The sequence below is a fragment of the Aeromonas bestiarum genome, from assembly GCF_000819745.1.
Taxonomy (GTDB): Bacteria; Pseudomonadota; Gammaproteobacteria; order Enterobacterales; family Aeromonadaceae; genus Aeromonas; species Aeromonas bestiarum.
Genome location: NZ_CDDA01000015.1, coordinates 543,050 through 564,986 on the forward strand (window position 1 = coordinate 543,050; position 21,937 = coordinate 564,986).

General features: G+C 55.1%; 16 protein-coding genes and 1 pseudogene. 5 read left to right on the forward strand and 12 right to left on the reverse strand.

Annotation, left to right across the window (positions count from 1 at the left end):
* Positions 1–6: 6 nt before the first annotated feature.
* From BN1118_RS09590 to BN1118_RS09600, 3 genes are all read right to left on the reverse strand, one after another.
* A complete protein-coding gene (locus BN1118_RS09590; RefSeq protein WP_084214055.1) occupies positions 7–1,506 on the reverse strand; it encodes a heavy metal sensor histidine kinase in 1,500 nt (499 codons plus the stop codon).
* Between the two features lie 14 nt (positions 1,507–1,520).
* Positions 1,521–2,210, reverse strand: a complete 690-nt coding sequence (locus BN1118_RS09595) for a heavy metal response regulator transcription factor (RefSeq protein ID WP_043555748.1) — start codon at positions 2,208–2,210, stop codon at positions 1,521–1,523.
* A gap of 98 nt (positions 2,211–2,308) precedes the next feature.
* Positions 2,309–3,490, reverse strand: coding sequence for an aldo/keto reductase (locus BN1118_RS09600; RefSeq protein WP_244463594.1), 1,182 nt, complete (start codon positions 3,488–3,490; stop codon positions 2,309–2,311).
* Between the two features lie 250 nt (positions 3,491–3,740).
* Here BN1118_RS09600 and BN1118_RS09605 point away from each other — a divergent pair, with 250 nt between their 5' ends.
* Positions 3,741–4,793, forward strand: coding sequence for an alpha/beta hydrolase (locus BN1118_RS09605; RefSeq protein WP_043555749.1), 1,053 nt, complete (start codon positions 3,741–3,743; stop codon positions 4,791–4,793).
* A 157-nt stretch (positions 4,794–4,950) separates the two neighbouring features.
* Here the strand turns inward: BN1118_RS09605 and BN1118_RS09610 are convergent, their stop codons facing one another.
* The 7 genes from BN1118_RS09610 to BN1118_RS09640 form a co-directional block, all read right to left on the reverse strand.
* Positions 4,951–5,790: an SDR family oxidoreductase gene (locus BN1118_RS09610; RefSeq protein ID WP_043555750.1), complete on the reverse strand. Its 840-nt coding sequence runs from the start codon at positions 5,788–5,790 to the stop codon at positions 4,951–4,953.
* 183 nt (positions 5,791–5,973) lie between these two features.
* Positions 5,974–6,834 (reverse strand): formylglycine-generating enzyme family protein, encoded by an 861-nt coding sequence (locus tag BN1118_RS09615; protein ID WP_052449175.1) that lies wholly within the window; start codon positions 6,832–6,834, stop codon positions 5,974–5,976.
* 76 nt (positions 6,835–6,910) lie between these two features.
* Positions 6,911–8,191, reverse strand: coding sequence for a Bcr/CflA family multidrug efflux MFS transporter (locus BN1118_RS09620; protein ID WP_084214057.1), 1,281 nt, complete (start codon positions 8,189–8,191; stop codon positions 6,911–6,913).
* 2 nt (positions 8,192–8,193) lie between these two features.
* The gene (locus BN1118_RS09625) at positions 8,194–8,682 is read right to left on the reverse strand and encodes a (R)-mandelonitrile lyase (RefSeq protein ID WP_043555751.1); all 489 of its coding nucleotides are present in this window, start codon (positions 8,680–8,682) and stop codon (positions 8,194–8,196) included.
* Between the two features lie 28 nt (positions 8,683–8,710).
* The gene (locus BN1118_RS09630; RefSeq protein WP_052449176.1) at positions 8,711–9,739 is read right to left on the reverse strand and encodes an MBL fold metallo-hydrolase; all 1,029 of its coding nucleotides are present in this window, start codon (positions 9,737–9,739) and stop codon (positions 8,711–8,713) included.
* A 103-nt stretch (positions 9,740–9,842) separates the two neighbouring features.
* Positions 9,843–10,826, reverse strand: coding sequence for an aldo/keto reductase (locus BN1118_RS09635; RefSeq protein ID WP_043555886.1), 984 nt, complete (start codon positions 10,824–10,826; stop codon positions 9,843–9,845).
* A 128-nt stretch (positions 10,827–10,954) separates the two neighbouring features.
* Positions 10,955–12,103, reverse strand: a complete 1,149-nt coding sequence (locus BN1118_RS09640; protein WP_043555887.1) for an iron-containing alcohol dehydrogenase — start codon at positions 12,101–12,103, stop codon at positions 10,955–10,957.
* Between the two features lie 137 nt (positions 12,104–12,240).
* Between BN1118_RS09640 and BN1118_RS09645 the strand changes: the two genes are divergently transcribed.
* The 3 genes from BN1118_RS09645 (at position 12,241) to BN1118_RS21665 (ending at position 14,362) form a co-directional block, all read left to right on the forward strand.
* Entirely contained in the window at positions 12,241–13,203 is a 963-nt protein-coding gene (locus tag BN1118_RS09645; protein ID WP_084214059.1) for a LysR family transcriptional regulator, read from the forward strand.
* Positions 13,204–13,363: 160 nt separating this feature from the next.
* The gene (locus tag BN1118_RS09650) at positions 13,364–13,816 is read left to right on the forward strand and encodes an antitoxin Xre/MbcA/ParS toxin-binding domain-containing protein (protein ID WP_052449177.1); all 453 of its coding nucleotides are present in this window, start codon (positions 13,364–13,366) and stop codon (positions 13,814–13,816) included.
* Between the two features lie 195 nt (positions 13,817–14,011).
* Complete coding sequence (locus BN1118_RS21665; protein WP_156994869.1) at positions 14,012–14,362, forward strand: hypothetical protein; 351 nt, start codon at positions 14,012–14,014, stop codon at positions 14,360–14,362.
* Between the two features lie 87 nt (positions 14,363–14,449).
* On the opposite strand, the gene BN1118_RS21140 is transcribed toward BN1118_RS21665, so the two are convergent.
* Positions 14,450–14,740 (reverse strand): hypothetical protein, encoded by a 291-nt coding sequence (locus tag BN1118_RS21140; RefSeq protein WP_084214061.1) that lies wholly within the window; start codon positions 14,738–14,740, stop codon positions 14,450–14,452.
* 725 nt (positions 14,741–15,465) lie between these two features.
* Positions 15,466–16,615: pseudogene (locus BN1118_RS09655) on the reverse strand (IS3 family transposase).
* Between the two features lie 260 nt (positions 16,616–16,875).
* On the opposite strand from BN1118_RS09655, the gene BN1118_RS21150 reads away from it, so the two are divergent.
* The gene (locus BN1118_RS21150; protein ID WP_084214063.1) at positions 16,876–21,780 is read left to right on the forward strand and encodes an NACHT domain-containing protein; all 4,905 of its coding nucleotides are present in this window, start codon (positions 16,876–16,878) and stop codon (positions 21,778–21,780) included.
* Positions 21,781–21,937: the final 157 nt, after the last annotated feature.

The window sequence follows — 21,937 nt, forward strand, 5'->3', positions numbered from 1 at the left end:
ATGTCGTCACGCTGACCTCAGGCTGACGTTCCTGTCAGGATAGACCGGGCATGGAGGGTGCCAATCGTTTCTCCTGGAGGGTGCCAATCGTTTCTCCAGCACGGGTGCTGACTCATGAGCCTGCCCCCTCTTTGGGGACAGTGCAAAAGTGAGCCCAAAGGTATTGACCCCGTCCTCGCTCTGGGCGAACACCTCTCCCCGGTGCATGATCGCCACCGCCCGGACAATAGACAGCCCCAGGCCATGATGGGTGTCGCTGCGGGCCCTGGCTGAGTCAACCCGGTAAAAACGTTCAAACAGGCGAGACAGATGGGCAGGGGCAATGGGATCGCCGGGGTTTGAGACAGCGACCCAGGCCTGCTCCTCGCGCTGGCTCAGTCTGACGGTGATGGTTCCGTGGGGCGGTGAGTGCCTTGCCGCATTCTCCAGTAAATTGGCGAGTGAACGGTGGAACAGGCGCCGGTCGATATGTGCGATCACATCCCCTTCCAGCTGCAATGAGAGCCGCTTTTCGGCGAGGGAGGGCTCCACATACTCCACCGTCTTGAGGGTCTCTTCGCGCAGCGAAACCCGCTCCAGTTGGGAGGCATGCTCCCCCGCATGGGCATGGGACAAAAACAGCATGTCGTTGACGATGGAAGCCATCCGCTCCAGCTCCTCCAGATTGGAGCCGAGCAAGTCACCCAGCTCCTCTGGCGAACGCCTGCGGGATAACTCCAGCTGAGTCTGGCCAATCAGATTCGTGAGTGGGGTCCGCAGCTCATGGGCCACATCGGCATTGAAGCTCTCCAGTTGCCGCCATGCCACCTCCTGACGTGCCAAGACGCCGTTGAACGAGGAGGCCAACTGCTGCAGCTCCTCGGGCAAGGCGTCTGTGTCCAGCCGCTGACCATGGTCTCCCGGCGCCAGTCGATGGGCCTGCTGACTCAAGGCCCCTACCGGGCGCAGACCAATCCGGGCAACGCCATACCCCAGCAAGGCGACCATCAGCACGCCAAGGAGAGTGATGACCAGCAGCGTGCGGGTAAAGGCGTCCAGTGTGCTCATATAGGGCGTCGAGTCGATGGACACCACATAGCGCAGCTCGGGCCTTTCTCCATTGGCGGGAATGGTCTTCACCAGCAGGAAGAGCGAGCAGGCCTCCTCGGAGGCGCCGGGCAGTTTGTTGAACCCCTCCTTGAGAGCGTCCCAGGTTACCCCCGATGGCGGTATGCCTCCCACCCTGAAGCTAGGATCGTCGCTGACAATCCAATAGTGAACACGGTTCCCCTCTGAGCTGGCCAGATTGGTGAACTTGCTGGCCAGCACTGACCACCCTTCGCTGGAGGTGCGGGCACTGATCCAGGGGCTCATCAAGGATTCACGAAACGACAGCTCGTTGTGCATCTGCTTTTGCAAGGAGTCATGGAGCGAACTCCTCAGCAGCAGACCGGATGCCGAGACGATCAGGACGGCACTCAGGGCAAACATCAGCGCCAGGTGTCCGGAGATGGAGCGTGTGAACATCTTGTTTCCTCCCCTCAAGGGTGCAGGTCCGGCCTGACTTCGAGCACATAACCCATGCCGCGCACCGTGTGCAGCAGCTTGACCTCGAAAGGCGCATCTATCTTGGCTCGCAGCCGTTTTATCGCGACTTCCACGACGTTGGCATCACTGTCAAAATTCATATCCCAGACCTGCTCGGCAATCATCATCTTCGAGAGGATCTCCCCCTGATGGCGGGCCAGCAGGCTGAGCAGGGAGAACTCCTTGGCGGTGAGCTCCAGCCGATGGCCGGCGCGCGACACCCGACGCGCCAGCAGATCCAGATGCATATCGTGGATCTGCAACTGGGTGATGTCCGCGCCATCGGCCCCGCGACGACGCACCAGGGCCTGGATACGGGCAACCAGTTCAATGAGCGAGAAGGGTTTGGGCAGATAGTCATCGGCCCCCAGACGCAGCCCCTTGACCCGCTCGTCCACGGAGCCGCGCGCAGAGAGCATCAGCACCGGTGTCTGCTTGCTCGCACGAAGCCCCTCCAGCACCCGATAACCATCCATGCCAGGCAACATCACATCCAGAATGATGGCGTCATACTCGTACTCCAGCGCAAAATGGAGCCCTTCGGCCCCCTCAGCGGAGACATCGACCATGAAGCCCGACTCTCCCAGTGCGCGACAAAGATATGACGAGGTCTTCTCTTCGTCCTCTACCAACAACAGACGCATGGCATCCACTTCCTTATATCCAGGGCTCGCGCTCATGACAGCATGAACAGGGTGCCGACGGGGCCCTACCTCCATTCATCCCGCCAGCGGCCAGCAAGTCAGCGCTTCGGCGGTGCGTCCACATCGGAATAGGCCTGCACCGCGTCCGGCAGACGCTGTCCCTTGATGACGATGGCATTCAGAGATAGGGTGAGCTCCGTCAACTCGGCAGCGCTCAGCTGGATCGCCGCTGCCGACGTGTTTTGCAGCATGTGGTCCATGTTAGTGGTGCCCGGGATAGGCACAATCCAGGGTTTCCTGGCCAGCAACCAGGCCAGCGCTATCTGCCCGGGCGTCGCACTCTTGCGTTCAGCCCAGGTTTTCAGTACGGCCACGAGCCCAAGGTTATGCTCCAGATTTTCGGGTGCGAAGCGCGATTCCGTCCCCCGGAAATCACCGGGGGCAAAGCGGGTATTCTTGTCGATCCAGCCAGTCAGGAACTGCACCCCCAGCGGGCTCCACGGCACAAACCCTATCCCCAACGCTTCGCAGGTCGGCAGCACAGACTGTTCCGGCCCCCGCCATAACATCGAGTACTCACTCTGAACCGCCGTGACGGGGAGCGCTGCATGGGCGCGTTTCAAGGTGTCGATCCCCATTTCAGACAGGCCCCAGTACAACACCTTCCCTTGATCCATCAGATCTTTCACCGCGCCGGCAACATCCTCGATAGGCACCAGGGGATCGACCCTGTGCTGATAGAGCAGGTCGATACGATCCGTGCGCAGGCGTTTGAGCATGCCGTCGACGACTTGCTTGATGTGCTCGGGCCGACTGTTGAGCCCGGGACGCCGCTCACCGGTCTGTTGATCGATGTTCCAGCCAAACTTGGTGGCGATGACGATCTTGTCTCTGAAGGGTGCCACGGCCTCGCCCAGGATCCGCTCCACTTCGAAGGGACCATAGGCCTCGGCGGCATCAAAGAACGTCACCCCCTGATCAAAGGCCCTGCGCACTATGTTGACCATTTCAGGGCGCCAGGGGACGGATGTGTCATATTTGCGGCTCATGTTCTGCACCCCCAGCCCGATGGCCGAGACGTCAAGTCCGCCCAGCTTGCGCCTTCCTGGCCCGGCAACGGGCTGACCTGCGCCTGCGCCATGGGACTGTGGGGATGGCTGAGCCCCGTTGACCTGGGGGATCAACGAAGCCGCGGCCATGCCGGCCCCCGCGATCAGCAACTTGCGTCGCGCCGGCATCGCGGGTACATCGGGCGTAAACACTGCTGGTTTGCTCTCCATAAGAGACTCCTTTTATGACCAGACGGGTGACGAAGACCACTTCGTATTGCCACATCCTATTGATTCGTTACCAACATTCCCCTGACAGCAAGCTGACAGCCGTGTCAGAAATCCAGGCCAAGGCCACCACCTGACTGACCGCATTGTCATTTCCCCGTCATGGGGCTGACAGCCCCCTCCCCTTACCCTTGTCCGGCAATATCCACCGCGTGCCTCTGGAGCCAGGCCGCGCTTACCCTCGGGAGTCCACATGAAACAGACCTTTCTCAATGCCATGGTGCTGACGGCGCTGGCAGGCTTTGCCACCACCGCCCAGGCCGCCGATCACAGACAAAATCCGTTTACCCTGGCCTATGAAGGGGCCATCACCGAAAACATCCAGGGCAGGGTCAACCTCCACCCGGTGAAATATGACCTGCATGGCATCCAGATAGCCGCGAATGTCTATACCCCTGCCGACTATGATCCCGCCAAAACCTACCCGGCCGTGGTCGTTGCCCACCCCAACGGAGGGGTCAAGGAGCAGGTCGCGGGCCTCTATGCCCAGCGCCTGGCAGAGCAAGGCTACATCGCCATCACGGCGGACGCCGCCTACCAGGGGGCCAGCGGAGGCATGCCCCGCAGCGTCGATAAACCGGCAAACCGCATCGAGGACATTCACGGCATGGCGGATTACCTCGGCCAATACCCCGGCGTTGACAAGGAACGCATCGGCCTGCTTGGCATTTGCGGCGGTGGCGGTTATTCCTTGAAAGCGGCCCAGACCGACAAGCGTTTCAAGGCCCTGGCGACCCTCAGCATGTTTGACTCCGGGCTGGTGCGTCGCAACGGATATCAGGATTCTCAACTCGCCACCGTGCAGGAGCGCCTGAAGCAGGCCACCGATGCCCGCACCAGAGAGGTCACCACGGGTGAGGTGAGCTACTCCGGCGACGCCAACCTGACCGACGAACAGATAGCCAAGCTGCCGTTCGAGCTGTACCGCCAAGGCTACGAGTACTACTGGAAGACCCATGCCCATCCCAATTCGACATTCCGCTACACCACCAGCAGCCTGCTCGACCTGATGAACTTCGATGCCCAGAGCAACATGGAGCTCATCAATCAACCGCTGCTGATGATGGCGGGGACCAAGGCGGACTCGCGCTACATGACCGAAAGCGCCTTCAAGAAAGCCACCGGCACCGCCCATAAAGAGCTGTTCCTCATCGAGGGGGCGACGCACATTGAAACCTACTGGGTGCCTCGCTACGTGGATCAGGCGATGAGCCGGATCGATGCCTTCTTCGACAAGAACATCTGACGGTGTATCGCTAGCCCGGATCAGGCACTGCACTGGTCAAGGAAACGGCACAGACTCTGGTAGGTTCGTTGCGCAAGCTGTATCAGCTAACCTGCTGGCCCTCAATGCAACAAGAACAAGGTGCATCGATGCACCTTGTTCTCTCACCCCAAGCAAGCTAGTGCGTCGTCTTCAGATACTGGAGTTCGCCGTACCAGTAGCTGGCGGTGGTGCCGCCATCGATTAGGAAGTCGGTTCCCGTCATGAAGCGCCCTTTGTGACTCATCAAGAACTCCCCCAGCTCCCCAACCTCGTCAGGCGTGCCCGCCCGGCCTGCGGGACACAGGCCCAACATGGTCCTGTACCCCTCGCCACGGGGTCCTTTCAGTTCATCGTTGGCCAGCGGCGTGATGATGATACCTGGGCTGATCGAATTGATAGTGGCTCCACGCTTGCCCCAGGCCGTCGCCTCATACATGACCCGCAACACATTGCAGCGCTTGGAGTATTGGTAGGCTTTAAGGGTATCGCCGATGCCTTGTATCAACGGGAGTGACAACAGCGCCTCCGTGGGTGTCATGGCAAGTTGTTCGCTCTCCTCGGGGGGAATGTTGCCGAGCCTGTGACCCGATTGGGACGAGATGACAACTCCTGATCCCCCTTCACCGATGATCTTGCCGAACTCTTCCAGCAAGACCGCAGTGCCATACAGGTCAACCTTGAGGATGGTTTCAACGCTGGCTTGGGAAGGGGAGACACCGGCCGCATTGATCAGTTGCATGACGGAGCCATGGCTCTGGGCGTGTTGCACCAGCTCGATGATCGACGCCCGTGACGACAGGTCCACGACCAGCACGCTGGTGTCAAAACCGGCCTCTTCCAGGGTCTTGGCCGCTGCCTCTGCATTTTTCTGGCTGATGTCCGCCAGTACCACATGCTTGCCTGCCCCTACCCGCCTTGCAATGGCTTGGCCAATGGACCCGGCCCCGACCAGCACAACCACTTCTTTTTTAGCCATGATATTGCCTCTCTCATTCCATCCCCCATCTGTGGGAGAAGATTGACTCTCATTTATACAAGGTTATCCGATGAACACAGTGGGCTATACACCAGCGAGGATATCTAACACCCCACGAGCCCCCTCCTTCACGACGCTCGCGATCGCCGCCAAAAGGTCCTTTTTGGGGATGACGGCCCCTTATCAGGGCGCCATCACCAGGCGCACCCCTATGCTGATCCCGCGATAGTCAGGGTCATAACTACGCCTGAACCCTGAACGCCAACTGGTCGCACTCTGGTGCCAACTGCCGCCACGCACAACCCGCTGCGTGCCGGTTGCAGGCCCTTGTGGATCCGCATTCGGGCTGTGGGCGTAGTAGTCCTCTGCATACCAATCCTCTACCCACTCCCACACATTGCCGTGTATGTCGTACAAGCCCCAAGGGTTGGGTCTCTTGCTGCCTACTGGGTGAGTACCACCACTGATGAAATTCTCACCAAACCAGGCGTACCCCCCTAGCTGGCGCATATCGTCACCAAACGAATAAGCCGTCTTCGTGCCGGCACGCGCGGCATACTCCCATTCGGCTTCGGTAGGCAACCGGTAACGCTTGCGGCCCTCCATCACGTTCAAGCGATCAATGAAGGCCTGTACATCCAGCCAGGATGCTGTGACAGGATGATCGGGTTGGCGGATACGGTCCGCCATACCGGGCAAGTGATAGAAGGAATTGGACCGACTCTTCTCATCGAAGGGACTGCTACCCATCACCGTTTCCCACTGGGCTTGGGTCACTTCAAAACGGCCAAGCCAGAAGGGTTTAGTCAGAGTCACCTCATGGGCGGGCATCTCGCTACGAATCGCCTCAGGATCGCCTGCAGATGCTCCCATGGTGAAGCTGCCTGCCGGAATATAGACAAATGTCATGCCCAGTTTGTTTTGGCTGACATCCCCAGCCTCTGCAGCACGGGTGCTGACAGACAAACAGGATGCAGCCAGGGCCAACACGGGCAGCAGACGGCCAGCCTGTGACCTGAGTGACGGGGTGTGAAGGTTATCCATAGATGTCATCTCCCGGGACAGGCTCTGCCAATGCCGAGCCTGCTTATCCTGCTGTTGATGTAAATAGGTCGATAGTTCATCGCACCGGCTCGGGTTGCGACATCGGCTCGCAAGACGCCTCGGGCTCGGTGCGTCGCCACAGTGCAAAGACGAGGCAGCCCACTCCCCCGACAGCCACTATCCAGCCCATGGTCCAGGGGGTGCCATCGGTGCACCAGCCGAGCAGGGCCGCGCTGAACACCCCGCTGCCGTAGTGCATGGCACCGACCAGGGAAGAGGCCGCGCCCGCCTGCTTCGGGAAGAGCGCCAGGGCGCTGGCCACCGAGTTGGCGACGATGAAGCCACTGACCGACATGTAGCAGAAGATGGGCACGGCCAACCCGGCGACCCCACCCAATCCCCACCAGGCATCGAGGGCCAGCCAGAGAGCGGAGGCGGCGGCAGCCCAGGCACCGTAGCGAAACAGACGCTCGGGCCCCCATTTCGCCACCAGGCGAGTGTTGACGAAATTCAGCACCATCAACCCCAGGATATTGGCGCCAAAGAGCAGGCCATAGGCCTGCGCCGACACCTGGTAGTAATCGACGTAGGCAAACGGGGTTCCGGCGATAAAGGCATAGCAACCGCCGTAGTAAAAGCCGCCGGCGAGGGCATAGCGCAGCAAGCGTCCGTCCATCGCCAGGGCGACATAGTCTTTCATTGTCACGGCCAGAGACGCCTGGCTGCGGCTCGCCGGTGCCAGGGTTTCGGGCAGGTAGCGCATGGCGATCAGGGCCACGACCCCCATGATGGCCAGCACCCAGAAGATCCCTCGCCAGGACCAGTACAGCAGCAGTTGTCCCCCGAGCAACGGCCCGAGCAGAGGCGCGACCGCCATCATCAGGATCAGGGTCGACAGCATCTGGGCCGCCCGCTCCCTGGCATAGAGATCACGGACCATGGCCCTGGCCAGCACGGGGCCGGCGCAGGCCCCCAGGGCCTGAATGATGCGCCACACCAGCATCTGAGGGGCTGTCTCGGCCAGGGCACAGCCCACCGAGCCCAGGATGAAGAGTCCGATACCGAGCATGATGGGCAGGCGCCGGCCATAGCGATCGCTCGCCGGCCCCCAGAACAGCTGTCCCAGGCTGAAACCGATCAGAAAGGTCGAGATGGTCAGCTCGATCTGGGTCATGTCTGTGTTCAAGTCATGGACCAGCTGCGGCAGCGCCGGCAGGTACATGTCGGTGGAAATGGAGGCAAACGACATCAAGGCGCTCAGGATGATCAGGATCCTGAGCTCCTGGGCATGAGCGCGTTCGGGCAGGCTACCCGGGTGTGCCGGTCCGGCCGCGGGCTGACTGTTATTCCCCCGCATGCTCAATCCCGCCCCCCGGCGACGGCGGCGCGATAATCACCCTCGCTCACCTGCTCAAGCCAGGTCACCACCTTGCCATCCTGCTGTTCTGCCAGCGCCAGGTGGGTCATGGGGGTATCTGGCGCCGCACCGTGCCAATGCTTCACCCCGGCCGGGATCCACACCAGGTCCCCTGGCCGGATTTCCCGGACAGGCGCTCCCGCCATCTGCACCCGCCCCACCCCACTGACCACGTAGAGGGTCTGGCCCAGGGGATGGGTATGCCAGGCGGTGCGCGCCCCCGGCGTGAAGCTGACCAGACCACCGGAGATGGCGGCGGGCGCCGTGCCCTGATAGCGCTGATCCACATAGACATCCCCGACGAAGAACTCGCTGGCACCCTGGGTTACAGGCACCTGCCCCGGGGAAAATACCTGTATCGTCTGCTCCTTTGCCTCGGCCTGGCCGAGCGCCATGGCGGCGGCGAGCGTGGTGGCGGATATTGGGTTCATTGTCGACTCCTGCGTTTTAAAAAATGTGTCACTGGCGCCACCAGGCGCTGCCCTCGTGGGGGGCCAGCACGTTCAGGGGCTCGCCCATCATCGGGGTGGTCAATGGGATCTGCTGCTCGGCTGCCAGACGGACTATCTGCTCGAGGGGGTCATCCCACTGGTGCATGGCCAGATCGAAGGTGCCGTTGTGCACTGGATAGAGCCACTGCCCGCGCAGATCGTGAAACGCCTGCGCCGTCTGCGCCGGCAACATGTGCACGTACTCCCAGCGCTTGTCGTAGGCCCCGGTCTCGAGGAAGGCCACATCGAACGGGCCGAAACGCCTGCCAATCTCCTTGAAGCCGTCGAAGTAGCCGCTGTCACCGCTGAAGAAGAGAGTGGCCCCCTCCCCGCGAATGACCCAGGAGGCCCACAGGGTCTGGTTGCCATCCCCAAGGCCACGGCCGGAGAAGTGCTGGGCCGGGGTGGCGATGAATTCGATGCCGCCGACCCGGATCTTCTGCCACCAATCCAGCTCCCTGACCTTGTGCCGGGGGACTCCCCAGGCAACCAGGCGCGCCCCTACCCCGAGCGGCGTGATGAAGTGGTTGACCTTCTCTTGCAGCGCCAGGATGGCGTCATGATCGAGGTGGTCGTAGTGATCGTGAGAGAGGATCACCGCCTCTATGGGGGGCAGCGCATCCAGGGTGATGGGCGGTGCGTGCCAGCGTTTGGGACCGAACCACTGCACCGGCGAGGCGCGCTCGCTGAACACCGGATCCGTCAGCCAGAACTTGCCCTGCAATTTGAACAGCAGACTGGAGTGGCCGAGGCGCCACACGTTGTTGTCCGGGGCGGCCATCAGCCCCTCCCGGGTCATGGCCTGCACCGGGATGGCGCGATCCGGCACTGTGCCCTCAGGCTTGGCGAACAGAAAATCCCACCAGAGCCGGACCCCGTCCCAGGTGCTGCGCTGCGGCAGTGCCACGACATTGCTGAACCGACCCCCCTGATACTGGGAGGAGTCAGGGTGCGCGGGCAGGCCCGGTTTCAATACATAGGAGATAATGCCTGCCATCACGGCTCCTGTTAGCAACCAGAGAGAGCGCCGGCCCCTTGGAACGGCGCGAGAGAGTACAGAGGGGGTCTGCATTCATGAGACTCCTGTTGAGGATCCTGCCTTAGCGACCCACGTTCTTCTGCAGGTGTGACGGATAGCGATCCCCCTCCACCTTGATCCCGGCCAGGGCACGCTGGATGTCTCCCAGATCGGTGGCGCTCAGTGCCACCCGGGCTGCGCCCAGGTTCTCCTCGAGCCGATGCAGCTTGGTGGTGCCGGGAATGGGGGCGATCCAGGGCTTTTGTGCCAGCAGCCAGGCGATCGCGATCTGGGCAGAGGTCACCCCCTTGCTGGCCGCAAGGTCGCTCAAGACCTCCACCAGATGCTGGTTGGCCTGGCGCGCCCCCTCGGCAAAACGTGGGACCTGGTTGCGAAAATCCGTGTCATCGAAACGGGTATCGGCCTTGATGGCCCCGGTCAGGAAGCCCTTGCCGAGGGGGCTGAACGGGACAAAGCCGATGCCCAGCTCCTCCAGCAGCGGCAGGATGGCCTGCTCCGGCTCGCGCCACCAGAGGGAGTATTCGCTCTGCAGCGCCGCCACCGGCTGCACGGCGTGGGCACGACGAATGGAGTCGACACCGGCTTCGGACAGACCGAAGTGGCGCACCTTGCCCTCCTGGATAAGGTCTCGCACTGTGCCAGCCACCTCTTCCATGGGGACATCGGGATCGACGCGATGCTGATAGAAGAGATCGATCACATCGGTGTTGAGCCGGCGCAAAGAGGCCTCGGCCACGGCGCGGATATTCTCCGGCCGGCTGTCCAGCCCATCGGGCACCTTACCGTTCTTGAAACCGAACTTGGTGGCGATCACCACCTTGTCCCGGAACGGGGCCAGCGCCTCCCCCAGCAGCCGTTCGTTATCGCCAGGGCCATAGGCCTCGGCGGTATCGAAGAAGGTCACACCCAGTTCATGGGCGCGGCGGATCAGGGCGATGGCCTGCCCCTTGTCCGTGGCCGGGCCATAGCCAAAGCTCAGCCCCATGCAGCCCAGACCGATGGCCGACACCGTCAGCCCGCTGTTACCCAAAGTACGTGTTTGCATGATGGATCCCTTTTCCTGGAAGGCGCTCTCCTGGGAAAGCGCCATGGTGTGGGTGCCTGGCACCCGCCTGGTGTGATGGTTGGCGACTCGCGGCTCGCTCCTGACGCCGGAGCGAGAGGCACCGCCACTCACATGGCATTGCGAAGGATGCTGGCCAGCACCTCCTGGGTGTAGGTCTCGGCCAGACCAAACCAGCGGGCGTTGCCCTTGAGGTTCTCCAGGATGGCGGGCAGGTCCGCCTCCGTGATGCCGAGCTGGGAGAGGCGGGTCGGCGTGCCAATCTTGTCGAACCATGTCTCCAGGGCGGCAATGCCTTCCTCGGCGGTTTTCAAGCCGAACAACTGCTGGGCGAAGCGCTCGAACTGAGCCGGATTCTGGCCCTGGTACCACCTCATCCAGGCGGGCATCACCACCGACAGGCCTGCGCCATGGGGCACATTGAACAGGGCGGAGAGCGCGTGTTCGATCATGTGGTTGGGGTAACCAAAGCCCGACGTCCCCGCATAGGTCAGGCCGTTCAATGCCAGGGTCGCCGCCCAGGCGAACTCGGCGCGGGCGTGGTAATTTTCGGGGTCTGCCAGCAACTGCTCCGTGGTCTCCAGCACGGTGGCGATGACGGACTCCACCAGGCGGGACTGGATTGTCGGCTGCACCTTGGCGGTGAAGTAGCCCTCGATGGAGTGGGCTATGATGTCCGCCGCCGAGTAGACCAGATAGTCCCGGGAGACCGTCTGCATCAGCGCCGGATTGACGATGGAGACTTTCGGGAAGGTGTGCACCGAGTTGATGGCGAACTTCTCTTTGGTGTCATCGTTGGTCACCACGGCGCCGCTGTTCATCTCGCTGCCAGTGGCAGCCAGGGTCAGGATGGCAAACACCGGCAGCGCCGCCTCGATCTGCCCCTTGCCGACGAACAGATCCCAGACATCCCCCTGATAGAGGCTGCCTGCGGCAATGGCCTTGGCGCTGTCGAGCACGGAGCCGCCGCCGACGCTGAGGATGGCGTCGACCCCCTGCTCCCGAGCCAGGGCGATGGCATCACGCACCTTGGAGATGAGTGGGTTGCTGACGATGCCGCCGCACTCCACGAACGGGATCCCCTGCTCGCCCAGGCTGGCGCTCACGGTAGCAAAGAGGCCATCGCCCTTGATGCGATCGCTGCCATAGGCCAGCAGCACCTTCTTGATGCCGTGCTGGGCCAGGATCTCGCCGATGAGGCGCTCCTTGCCGGTGCCAAACTCGATCCGGGTCGGGTTGTAAAAGCTGAAATTGTCCATCTTGCTCGTCTCGCTGTCCGGGGACATGCCGGGTGGCATCTCGATGGACTGAACTATAAATGGGCAACAAACATCGAACTAGACGGCAAATGGATGAATCAGTTACAACTAAATGATGTAAATCGACGAGAAAGAGCATGATCAGCGAATTGAGATCCATCACCACCTTCGTGCGCACGGTGGAACTCGGCAGCCTCAGCAAGGCCGCCGAGGCCCAGCAGATCTCCCCTCAGGCCGCCAGCAAGGCACTGAGGCAGCTGGAGACCTATCTCGGGGTGAGGCTGTTCCATCGCACCACCCGCAGCATGTCGCTGACCGAAGAGGGCCAGCGCTTCCTGGAGGCGGCCCAACCCGCCCTGCTCGGCCTGCAACAGGCGCTGTCGGCCGCGAGGCAGACCCGGGAGGCATTCGCCGGCCCGCTGCGGATCGTGGGGCCCCGCTCGGTCGCGCAGATGATCATAGGCCCAGTGCTGGACGAGTACTGCCGGCTCTACCCCGAGGTTCAGCCCGATGTACAGCTCGATGACCGCATCGGCAACTGGGTGGAGGAGCGGGTCGATGTGGGTTTGCGGATCGGCCTCTCGCCACAGGATGGGCTGATCGCCCGCCGCCTGTTTCCCTTGCAGCTCATCATCTGCGCCTCCCCCACCTATCTGCGCAAACATGGGGTGCCGCAAACGCTGCACGATCTGGGCGTGCACCGCTGCAGCGTGTTTCGTCATGCCGGCACCGGCCACCTTATTCCCTGGCATGTAAAGCTTGGGGAGAGCGTGCAGGACCATCTCGTTCGTCCGGCGATCTCCACCAATGACGAGACGGTGGAGCTGGGCGCCGTGCTGGCGGGAGAAGTGATAGGCCAGATCGCCGGGCCGACGGCGGCGGCGCACATCCGGGCCGGCCGCCTGGTTCCCCTGCTGCTCGACCACATGACAGACATGTACAGCCTGTTTCTCTACTACGGCAGCCGTGCGGCCCAGCCCGCCCGGGTACGCCGCTTCATCGATCTGGCGGTCGAGCGCCTCACCGACAGCCCGGAGTTCGTGCTCGGCGCCGAGGAGCTGCACCTTGCTCATATCAACGGAAAATCTTCGCTAGGTTGATATTTCGTTTAGGATAGCGGCAATGTTGCCATCTACGCTCAATGTGGCACATTACCTGATGAGGAAGCAGCTTAAACAACCTGAACAGGAAGTGTGCCTAGAATAGGGTGGTAATCCACTGTCTATATAATATGAATTTTGTGATACACACGAGGCAGCTATGAATGTTGGAACCTCTTACAACCCCCCCAAGAATCTAGTTGGAAAGCCAGATGGCCTTCTGGACACATTGTCATTGCCTAAGCAGCCTGTTGACGCGCACAAAGAGACTCTAGCTGGGCTCTCATGTGAGATCGTGAAAAAACTGTCCATCATGATGCAAATCGATGAAATCACGATTTGCCAATTAGCTAACGTCACCTTTACCAAGGGAAAAATACAGAGCAAGAACGTTTTATCATCAGAGCAAAGCATAAGACTATACGTATTCATAAGAACATTGGACGCGGCTTTGCAGCTTTTTGATGGAGATGTTTCAACTGCAATTCAGTGGCTTAAGTCGCCTTCCAGAGCCTTGGGTGATGAGAGTCCCATACTAATGTTGAGCACCCCTCCTGGAGTTGAGGCTGTTATGGACCTTATCGGTCAAATTAAGCATGGTATTATTCCATAAACAAATTAAACGGTTCACCGCATACTTTAATATTGAAATATTATTGTTGCATGTAGAACATCCAAGTATATACTATATCATCTGAACGAACTACTAATTAGCCGAACGCAGTGCAAAATTCAGGATATAATTAATGTTTAACTCGAAGGCGGTAAGTGGACTGTTAATTAGCTCTAAACATAAGACTATATACTCATGAAAATACCCAGAAACACTAATGGCAAAGTAGCTTCTCTCGAAGAGATAAGTGTGCTGTCATTTGAGTATGATGACCTAGTACTTCGTTTCAAACGGGCTAAATCAGAAGAGACCCTTGAGGTTATGTATAAAGGGGCCTTAAACAAGGTGGAGAAACTACTAACAGGTAAAGCCTTAGTAACGGCACAGATCGCTATAGAACGGGCACTTGATCGTTGCCAGCAAGACTTTGACAATACACATCTTGGTCTCACGCGTAAAATAAACCATACACTAAAAACCCAAGATAGAGTAAAACAATACGATCCTGAAGAAGAAATGCGTCGTCTTCTTTCTGGCATTGGTTAATCCGTGCTATTGATCATTTAATTAATATTTGACGGCATCAGTAAGATCCCTCCCCTACTGTCTTTGTAATATCTGTTAGATAATTACCTAGTTTTCGCTAACTCGCCCAAAGGTGTCAGGATCTGCAGGTTGATAGTTCTCTGAGAACATGTTTTGCAAACGATGATCTTGCCTTAAATTTGCCAACGTCTGAAAAAAACAGTCTTCACACAAATACACCTGGTAGCGTTCACCATGGTGGTGCACAGAACTGTAACCCCAGTTGGCTTCCAACGTGCCGTATTCCTGCGTGCCACACGAAGTTGTCGTACTGCGACCACAAACACCACAGAGAATATCGGCGACCTGTTTGGTCGCGTCAATGACTTCCACTTTCATAGTAATATTCCTTTTTTAACCCTACAGCACCGAGAATCGATGGCCGCCATTGGGATTTGGAGGCCTTCTGAATCACCTCCCCCTACCTGTAGGTTATTTTATCACGACAGAACTTTGCAATCGTCTAAAGGTGTTGCAGATCGAATCTCATGGGTGAAACGTTCTGGTAGTACTCGCCAAAAGGCAACGCTATAGAGACCCCATAAGATGTGAGCACCTAGCGTAGCTCGCGAGTAGGACGTTTTCCGCTCATGCAGTGATATGGAGACAGGGGTCGACAAGGCCTCATAGGATATTCGTCAACTGGTAACGACGGGACATGGCATAGCATCTTAAGCTGTTGAGAAGAAGTGAGATTATATCTTCATCACTTTAAGAACACAGCCGAGTAAAAATCATCAAGAGGTCACATGATCAGACTCAATAGCTGTCTCGAATTGAATTCGAGGCTGTGCTTGACTTCACCCGCTGGCAAGCCCCAAGCTTGAGCCAGCAAATCGACTGTTTGATCTGAAGCACAGCAGTCCCGAAGCCTGAGTGAGCGCTAAGGATCGACAACACGTCCCTAACGGCTTGCCGCGAGTGAATGCTCAATATTCTTCCACCCACGCTCGCGCATTGCGATACAACGGCTGCGATTACTTTGCACTGAGTTTCATCGCTGGACTGGAAACGTCTGGAACCATCCAGCCCCACACTGCGGCTATTGAATCGCCCCTGGTTTTCTAGACACTTTGTTGCTGAAAAATAAACTGCCTTTCAAACTCTACCGGCGACAGCCCATCATTGGAACCATGACGTCTGATTGGGTTGTAAAACATCTCGATATAATCAAACACATCGCTGCGGGCTTCGTCTCTTGTCGCGTAAATCCTGCGCTTGATCCGCTCCCGTTTGAGCAACTGAAAGAAGCTCTCGGCGACCGCGTTGTCGTGACAGTTACCCCGTCGGCTCATGCTGCAACTCAGGTTGTGGGCCTTCAGAAAGTCCTGCCATTCACCACCGGTAAACTGGCTGCCCTGATCCGAATGCACCAGTACCGGCTGCTTGGGCTTGCGCCGCCAGACGGCCATCAATAACGCATCCACCGCCAAGTCTGCCGTCATGCGTGACTTCATCGCCCAGCCGACGATCTGGCGAGAGAACAGGTCGAGCACCACCGCCAGGTACAGCCACCCTTCTTGAGTGCGAATGTAGGTAATGTCAGTCACCCAGGAGATGTTGGGGGCTGGCACCTTAAACTGACGTGCCAGCGTGTTTGGGGCAGCTTGCGTGCTCTTGCCTCCATAATGCCCCTTGCGGCGTTGATAGCCCGTTTGCGAACGCAGTCCCTCCCGCTTCATTAGTTTGGCCACACGGTGCTTGCCGCAGGCTTCCCCTGCGTCACGAAGGTCGCGATGGATCTTGCGATAACCGTAGACAGCACCACTTTCCAGCCAGGATTGCTTGACCAATCCGGTCAGTCGTTCTTCCTCCTGCTGTCGTGGCGATGCGGGCTGTTTCAACCACGCGTAGAAGCCAATTCGGTGAACCCCAGGGTCTGGCACAGGGTAACGACACTGTACCGGTCGAGTCGGGAGGTTATGAACGCGTACCTTTCCTTGACTCGCTGGCAAAGTACGCGGCGGCCTCCTTTAGAATATTGCGCTCCTCGGTGACCTGGCGCAGTTCGGCTTTCAGGCGGCGGATCTCGGCTTGCAAGGCAGACTCTTCGAACTGCTGGTCAGCGGGCTTAGCGTACTGCCTGAGCCAGGCATACAGACTGTGGCTGGATACCCTAAGGGCGCGTGCAACGTCAGCCACCGGCCGTCCGCGCTCGGTGATTTGTTTAACGGCTTCGATTTTGAATGTTTCTGGATAACGCTGACGGGTCATAACACCTCCAATAGTTGCCTCATTTTAAGGCTGTGAGGTGTCTAGGGAACTGGGGGCGATTCAGTCAAGAGTGGAGAACAACTCGTGCAACTCACGTATGAGACAATTTAGCCACCGACAGGTGGCAAAAACTAGCATCCCCCTTCGACTGGAGGCTCACAATTCGCTATCGTATGAACAACTTACAAGGCATTTCCGGCTTGAATCAAATAATGCCTCTATTTGAATTCCTAATCTGATAATTGGAGCGACACCTAATTATGGACCCGAAAAGTACGGTAGAGACTGCGATTACTGCGCCAGCAAGTCACGTTCCCCCTTTTGTTCCAGTTCAAACGGTTTTGCAGTTACTACCATTTAGTGATCTGCGCTGGGAGAACTTTGAGAAACTGTGCTATCGATTAGCTGGCAAGGATGCAGATGTGGAATACCATAGTTTGTATGGCAGAACTGGACAAGCACAGCAGGGTATAGACATCTTTGCTAGAAAACGCAACAGTAAATACAATGCTTGGCAAGCGAAGTGCTACAAGAATTATTCTAAAAATGATTTACAAAAAGCTTGCTCGACTTTTCTATCCGGGGCTTGGGTGCGTAAGACTGAGGAATTTATCATTGCTGTACAATGCCCAGTGGATGATGTCAACTTACAGAATGCAATCGAAGAGCAGGCAGATAAATTCCGTGCCCAAGGTATAATTTTGAAAGTTCTTGGCGGGCATGATTTATGTACAGCTTTACGCAGTCATCCTGACATCGTATTGGAATTTTTTGGGCGAGAATGCGCTAAGAAATTTTTTGGGGATACGGTGAATGCAGACCTTCTCCTTAAGTTGGATGGAACTGAAATCCAAAAGGTTAGAGTGCAATTGCAACGAGTTTATCAAGCTGGATTCGAACTTCTTGATAAGATTCCCGTCAATGCGCCAACGCCATTCTCTAATCAGCCCAATGCTCCCATCTCCCTGCTGGAACGGTTCTCCACACCAGACGTTTTGCTGAAAGAAAATGTATTAAATCACTTGGCAAAAACACAGGATCGTGAACTGACGGCACCTACGCATGACCTCCAACTGGCAGACACATCTTCACAATTGAATACTAAGGAAGAAGGTCGCAAAACTGAACAATACCGACGTACCCCAATCTTAAGCTGGCTAGCAGAATCTGATCAGATCGCGGTGATTGGTCATGCGGGAACAGGCAAAAGCACGGTGTTGAGATGTCTGGCACTTGATCTACTCGGTCAACAGCAGCGGTTTACTGACGTAGCCAAGAAATGGGGACGTCACTTACCTTTATTCATCTCATTTGCGAAATGGGTGCGGCTCACTGAAGCCAATGTAGAAGCAGTAGGTATTAAAGAATTAATTCGGGCTACATGGCAGCAGCAGTTAACTGCAGACTTAGTTACATTGATAGATAAGGCTATCGATGAGTCACGGGTGGTACTTTTTGTTGATGGTCTTGACGAGTGGGCTAATGAGCAGGCGGCGCGCACTACTTTGCAAGCATTGTTGACTATAGTATCTGCACATAGCATACCTGTTGTTGTTAGCGCTCGACCCGGTGGGCTTTCGAAAATAGGAGGAATTCCTGATTTCTGGGCAGTAGGGCTGTTAGCACCGTTATCAAAGTTGCAGCAAAGAGAAATTGCAACTATTTGGTTTTCACGAAATGTTGTCCTAAATAATGGTTATTCCCCTAATGAGGAGTCAGTGCTCTGGCAGACAAACCGATTCTTTAAGGAGTTACATAAAGGACGGGGATTGTCAACATTAGCAGAAACGCCTCTTCTATTGCTAGGGTTGATTGCACTCGCTGTGCGTCAGATTGTTTTACCCATAAACAAAGTACAAGCGCTGAGTCAGTTAACAGAACTTTTGTTAGAACTTCATCCATATAGCCGAGCAACAGCGGCCGGTGATGTAGTGCCGCGTTTCTCTTCAGCTGCTTCAATTGACGTACGCCGTGAAGCGCTTGCCGCGCTTGCTTTCGAAATCCGCTCGAAGGGCGGTGATGCCGGGTATCCCATCCAATTAGCCCGACATTGTATAAAAGCATTTCTCACTGATCCAGAAGGGTTCTGTTATTCGCCCCGAGAAGCATTACAAGTTGCTAATGAAATACTCTCAGTGAATTCTGAGACGATGGGACTGCTTGTCGAAAAAGGACGTGAAGAGGTGGGGTTCGTGCATGCCAGTTTGGAAGAATATTTGGCATCCGTTCATATTCATGGCTGGCCGATAGAACGTATTTTAGAATTTGTGCGGGCAAACGCGAGTAACTTCCGTTGGAGAAGCGTGTTCGGAGATTTGATCGCTAGAAATAATAGAAGGTCTGAGGCTGAGCAAATTGTTAGGGTTATCGACGAACCAGAGCATGATGCCATTGGGGCATTGCAGCGACGTCTACTTCTCGCTGATGTAGTGTTTGGTGGTGCAGAAATAAATAAACCAACGGCCCTTAAGCTTGCTGATCGCAGTTTAGAAATAATCGAGGGTGCTGGCTGGATAAGTGAGCGAAGTGCACACCTAGCCGCTAGCCTAGAAGGGGTTTATAACCCAACTCTTAGAGAAAAAACATCCACAACAATCATCCGCTGGGGAATTAGAAGCGAAGAATACTTACATGAATTTTATCAAGCACTATCGAATTGGTCACGTTCAGAAAACTTGCTCAATATATTAAAGCATGGAGTGAAAGACGATAATGTCCAAAATGCTCGAGCAGCAGTTAAAACCCTCGCCACAGTCTACAAAGAAAATTCCGAGGTTGAACGGTGGCTAATATCATTGCTCCGCGGTGATACAAACTTGCCTGTTGTGGGGATAGTTTTAGAGGCTCTAACAATCGGTTGGCCGAATAATCCTGCTTTAATTGACTTACTTGATAGTGCGTCAGTTGCGAAAGATAAATCTATTCGATTAAGCGCTATTTGGTGTAAAGTGCAGCTAACTCTTCATTCGGACGTAGATCTGGAGGATTTGCTCAGTTTTGTGGCCTGGCAAAATGGAATTGACTATCACCATATGGGGTTAGCCGGGCAGTGTTTGATACAGGGATGGAGGAATAACCATGAAATTATCAAGATATGTATTAATACGTTAAATGGATCTATTAGCCATCGCAATGATATTGATAGAGATGTGGCATATAAATATCTAATCAATAGTGATGTACATAATCCTTCAGTGTGTGGTTGGATTCTACACGAGCTTAAATCAGAACGTCCATTTATTACGATGCTAAGAGGAGATTGGGAGTGGATTTTGAGATTCTCTGACGGGAACCAAGAAATTCGCGAACAACTTATTCTCACTGCGATATCTACGAAGATGGAACATCAAGAGTATGTCATGCGACCTATCTTCAATAAGATTGAAGATTCCCGGATCAGACAACATCTAATCGATAAGGTTAAAAACGCTAAAGGCTTTTCTATTTTTTGGAGCTTGGCCCCCTTGTTAGAAGGATGGGCGGCTAACCATCCTGACGTTAGCGATTTAATCCAAGAGGTTCTAAACTGGCCAGATGAACGAAAGCAGCATGTAGTTAGCTTGTACCCTAAAATGCTAGATCGCGAAGCATGCATTCAGGAACTGCTAAGAATCACAAAAGAGAATGAAAACGTTAGAGCCGATTTATTATTATCTGCTTTCAGCCAGTTAGATATCAGGAGCGATAAAGATATTGTTGAATTTTTGGTTGCCACACTTTTAAATAGACCAGAAACTGTATTTTCGGCTTCCAATGGCTTGATTGCATTATGTCCGGATGAACCTAGTGTAAAGAAATTTGCCTTGTCGAAACTTGAAGGGCGTAATCCTCCACTTGCCCTACTAGCCACTGTGTATCATGATGAACCAAATATCCAAAGAAAAATTTCTGAACAAGTCGGCTCGCTCACGATAACTATGCGACAGCAGATCATCGATGCTGCATCGAATGAGTTTGATCGTAATGATACAGCCAAAGAAATACTTGGAAAATATGACATGGAAGTAGATGGTCAACTAAAAATTCAGGGAGCTATAAAAAATTATCAGGCGTCGTATCCCAATGATACTAACCGTCAAGAAGTAATAAATCGATTACTTTCAGACGCAATCGCAGTAGGATATGACCACGATGAGCGCCGTGCGGCAGCTTTTGCCGGGTTGATCACATATGGTGCTACAGAACAATTTGCGAAACTTAAATGGAATAATCAGCCTTTAGATATTTCTTTCGGTTACTATAGCCGCGAGTCTCAAGCTCTACTTAGGTTGATAGCTGAACACTGGGAGGATCTTGATAAAAGCTTTGATCAAAAAACACTCTCTCGATTAAGATATCATTCTTCTGAGTCTCATTTTTGGACACTTATATCTCCATACGTTTCTAGTAGCCCTGCTCTACGGCAGAAATTTATCGAACATTGTATAAGCTCCACGAAATGCCTTGAGCTCCAAGAATTACAGGCACTTTCCAAAGAACTTCCCAAAAGTGATTTGCTCTTGCAACACTGTTTGTTATGTATAAATAATATTAAAGATCTAAACTCCAATGCAACATGGCCAAGCTATCAGAGATATTTTGAAGCATCTTATATTTTACGAGATCAATTTGGTGGAAACTCAGATCTGTTAGGTCAACTGCTGAAGGTGCTACAAGATTCTAATTTTCAACATGGCATTTCTGCAATGGCGATTTATGATCCCAATAATTCTAGTTTGGATAGTTTTGCTAAACAAATCTTAATCGAAGAAGATACATTAGAAAATTATGCACCATCCATCATTCTTGCTGTATCTCGTTTTGAAAGCAAGCAGCTTAAAACTATAGTTAAAAGAATGATCAATCGCCCTAATCATTCTTTGTGGGATTTTCAAGATAGGATTAACTATGCTATCAAATCCAGGATCGGGAGCGACGAAGAGTTTGCTTCACTGATTGGATCTTGGTTGGCATCGAACCCGACGGAAAATGAGATTTCGAGTTTCTCCAGATATTTAGCTTCTACAGGGAAACTTGACGAGGAAATACAAAATCTCTGCCAGCATCTACTTAATAAAATAATTGTCACATCTGGTATTCCAGCTCATGGCTATGATGCGATATCTGACCTCATAAGACCGGTGGCTCACTCTTTACTTGATGTACTAGCAAATCCAATTCATTAATTATAGGTCATAAAAAGTATTGTATCCAGCACAACGGGCCCCTCAGTAAAGAGGGGCCGCTTGTAACCAAAACATTAGTTATATACATCCCGAAGCAATAAGTATCATATCATTTCAATATGACGACCTAGTAATTCGTTTCAAACGAACTAGATTA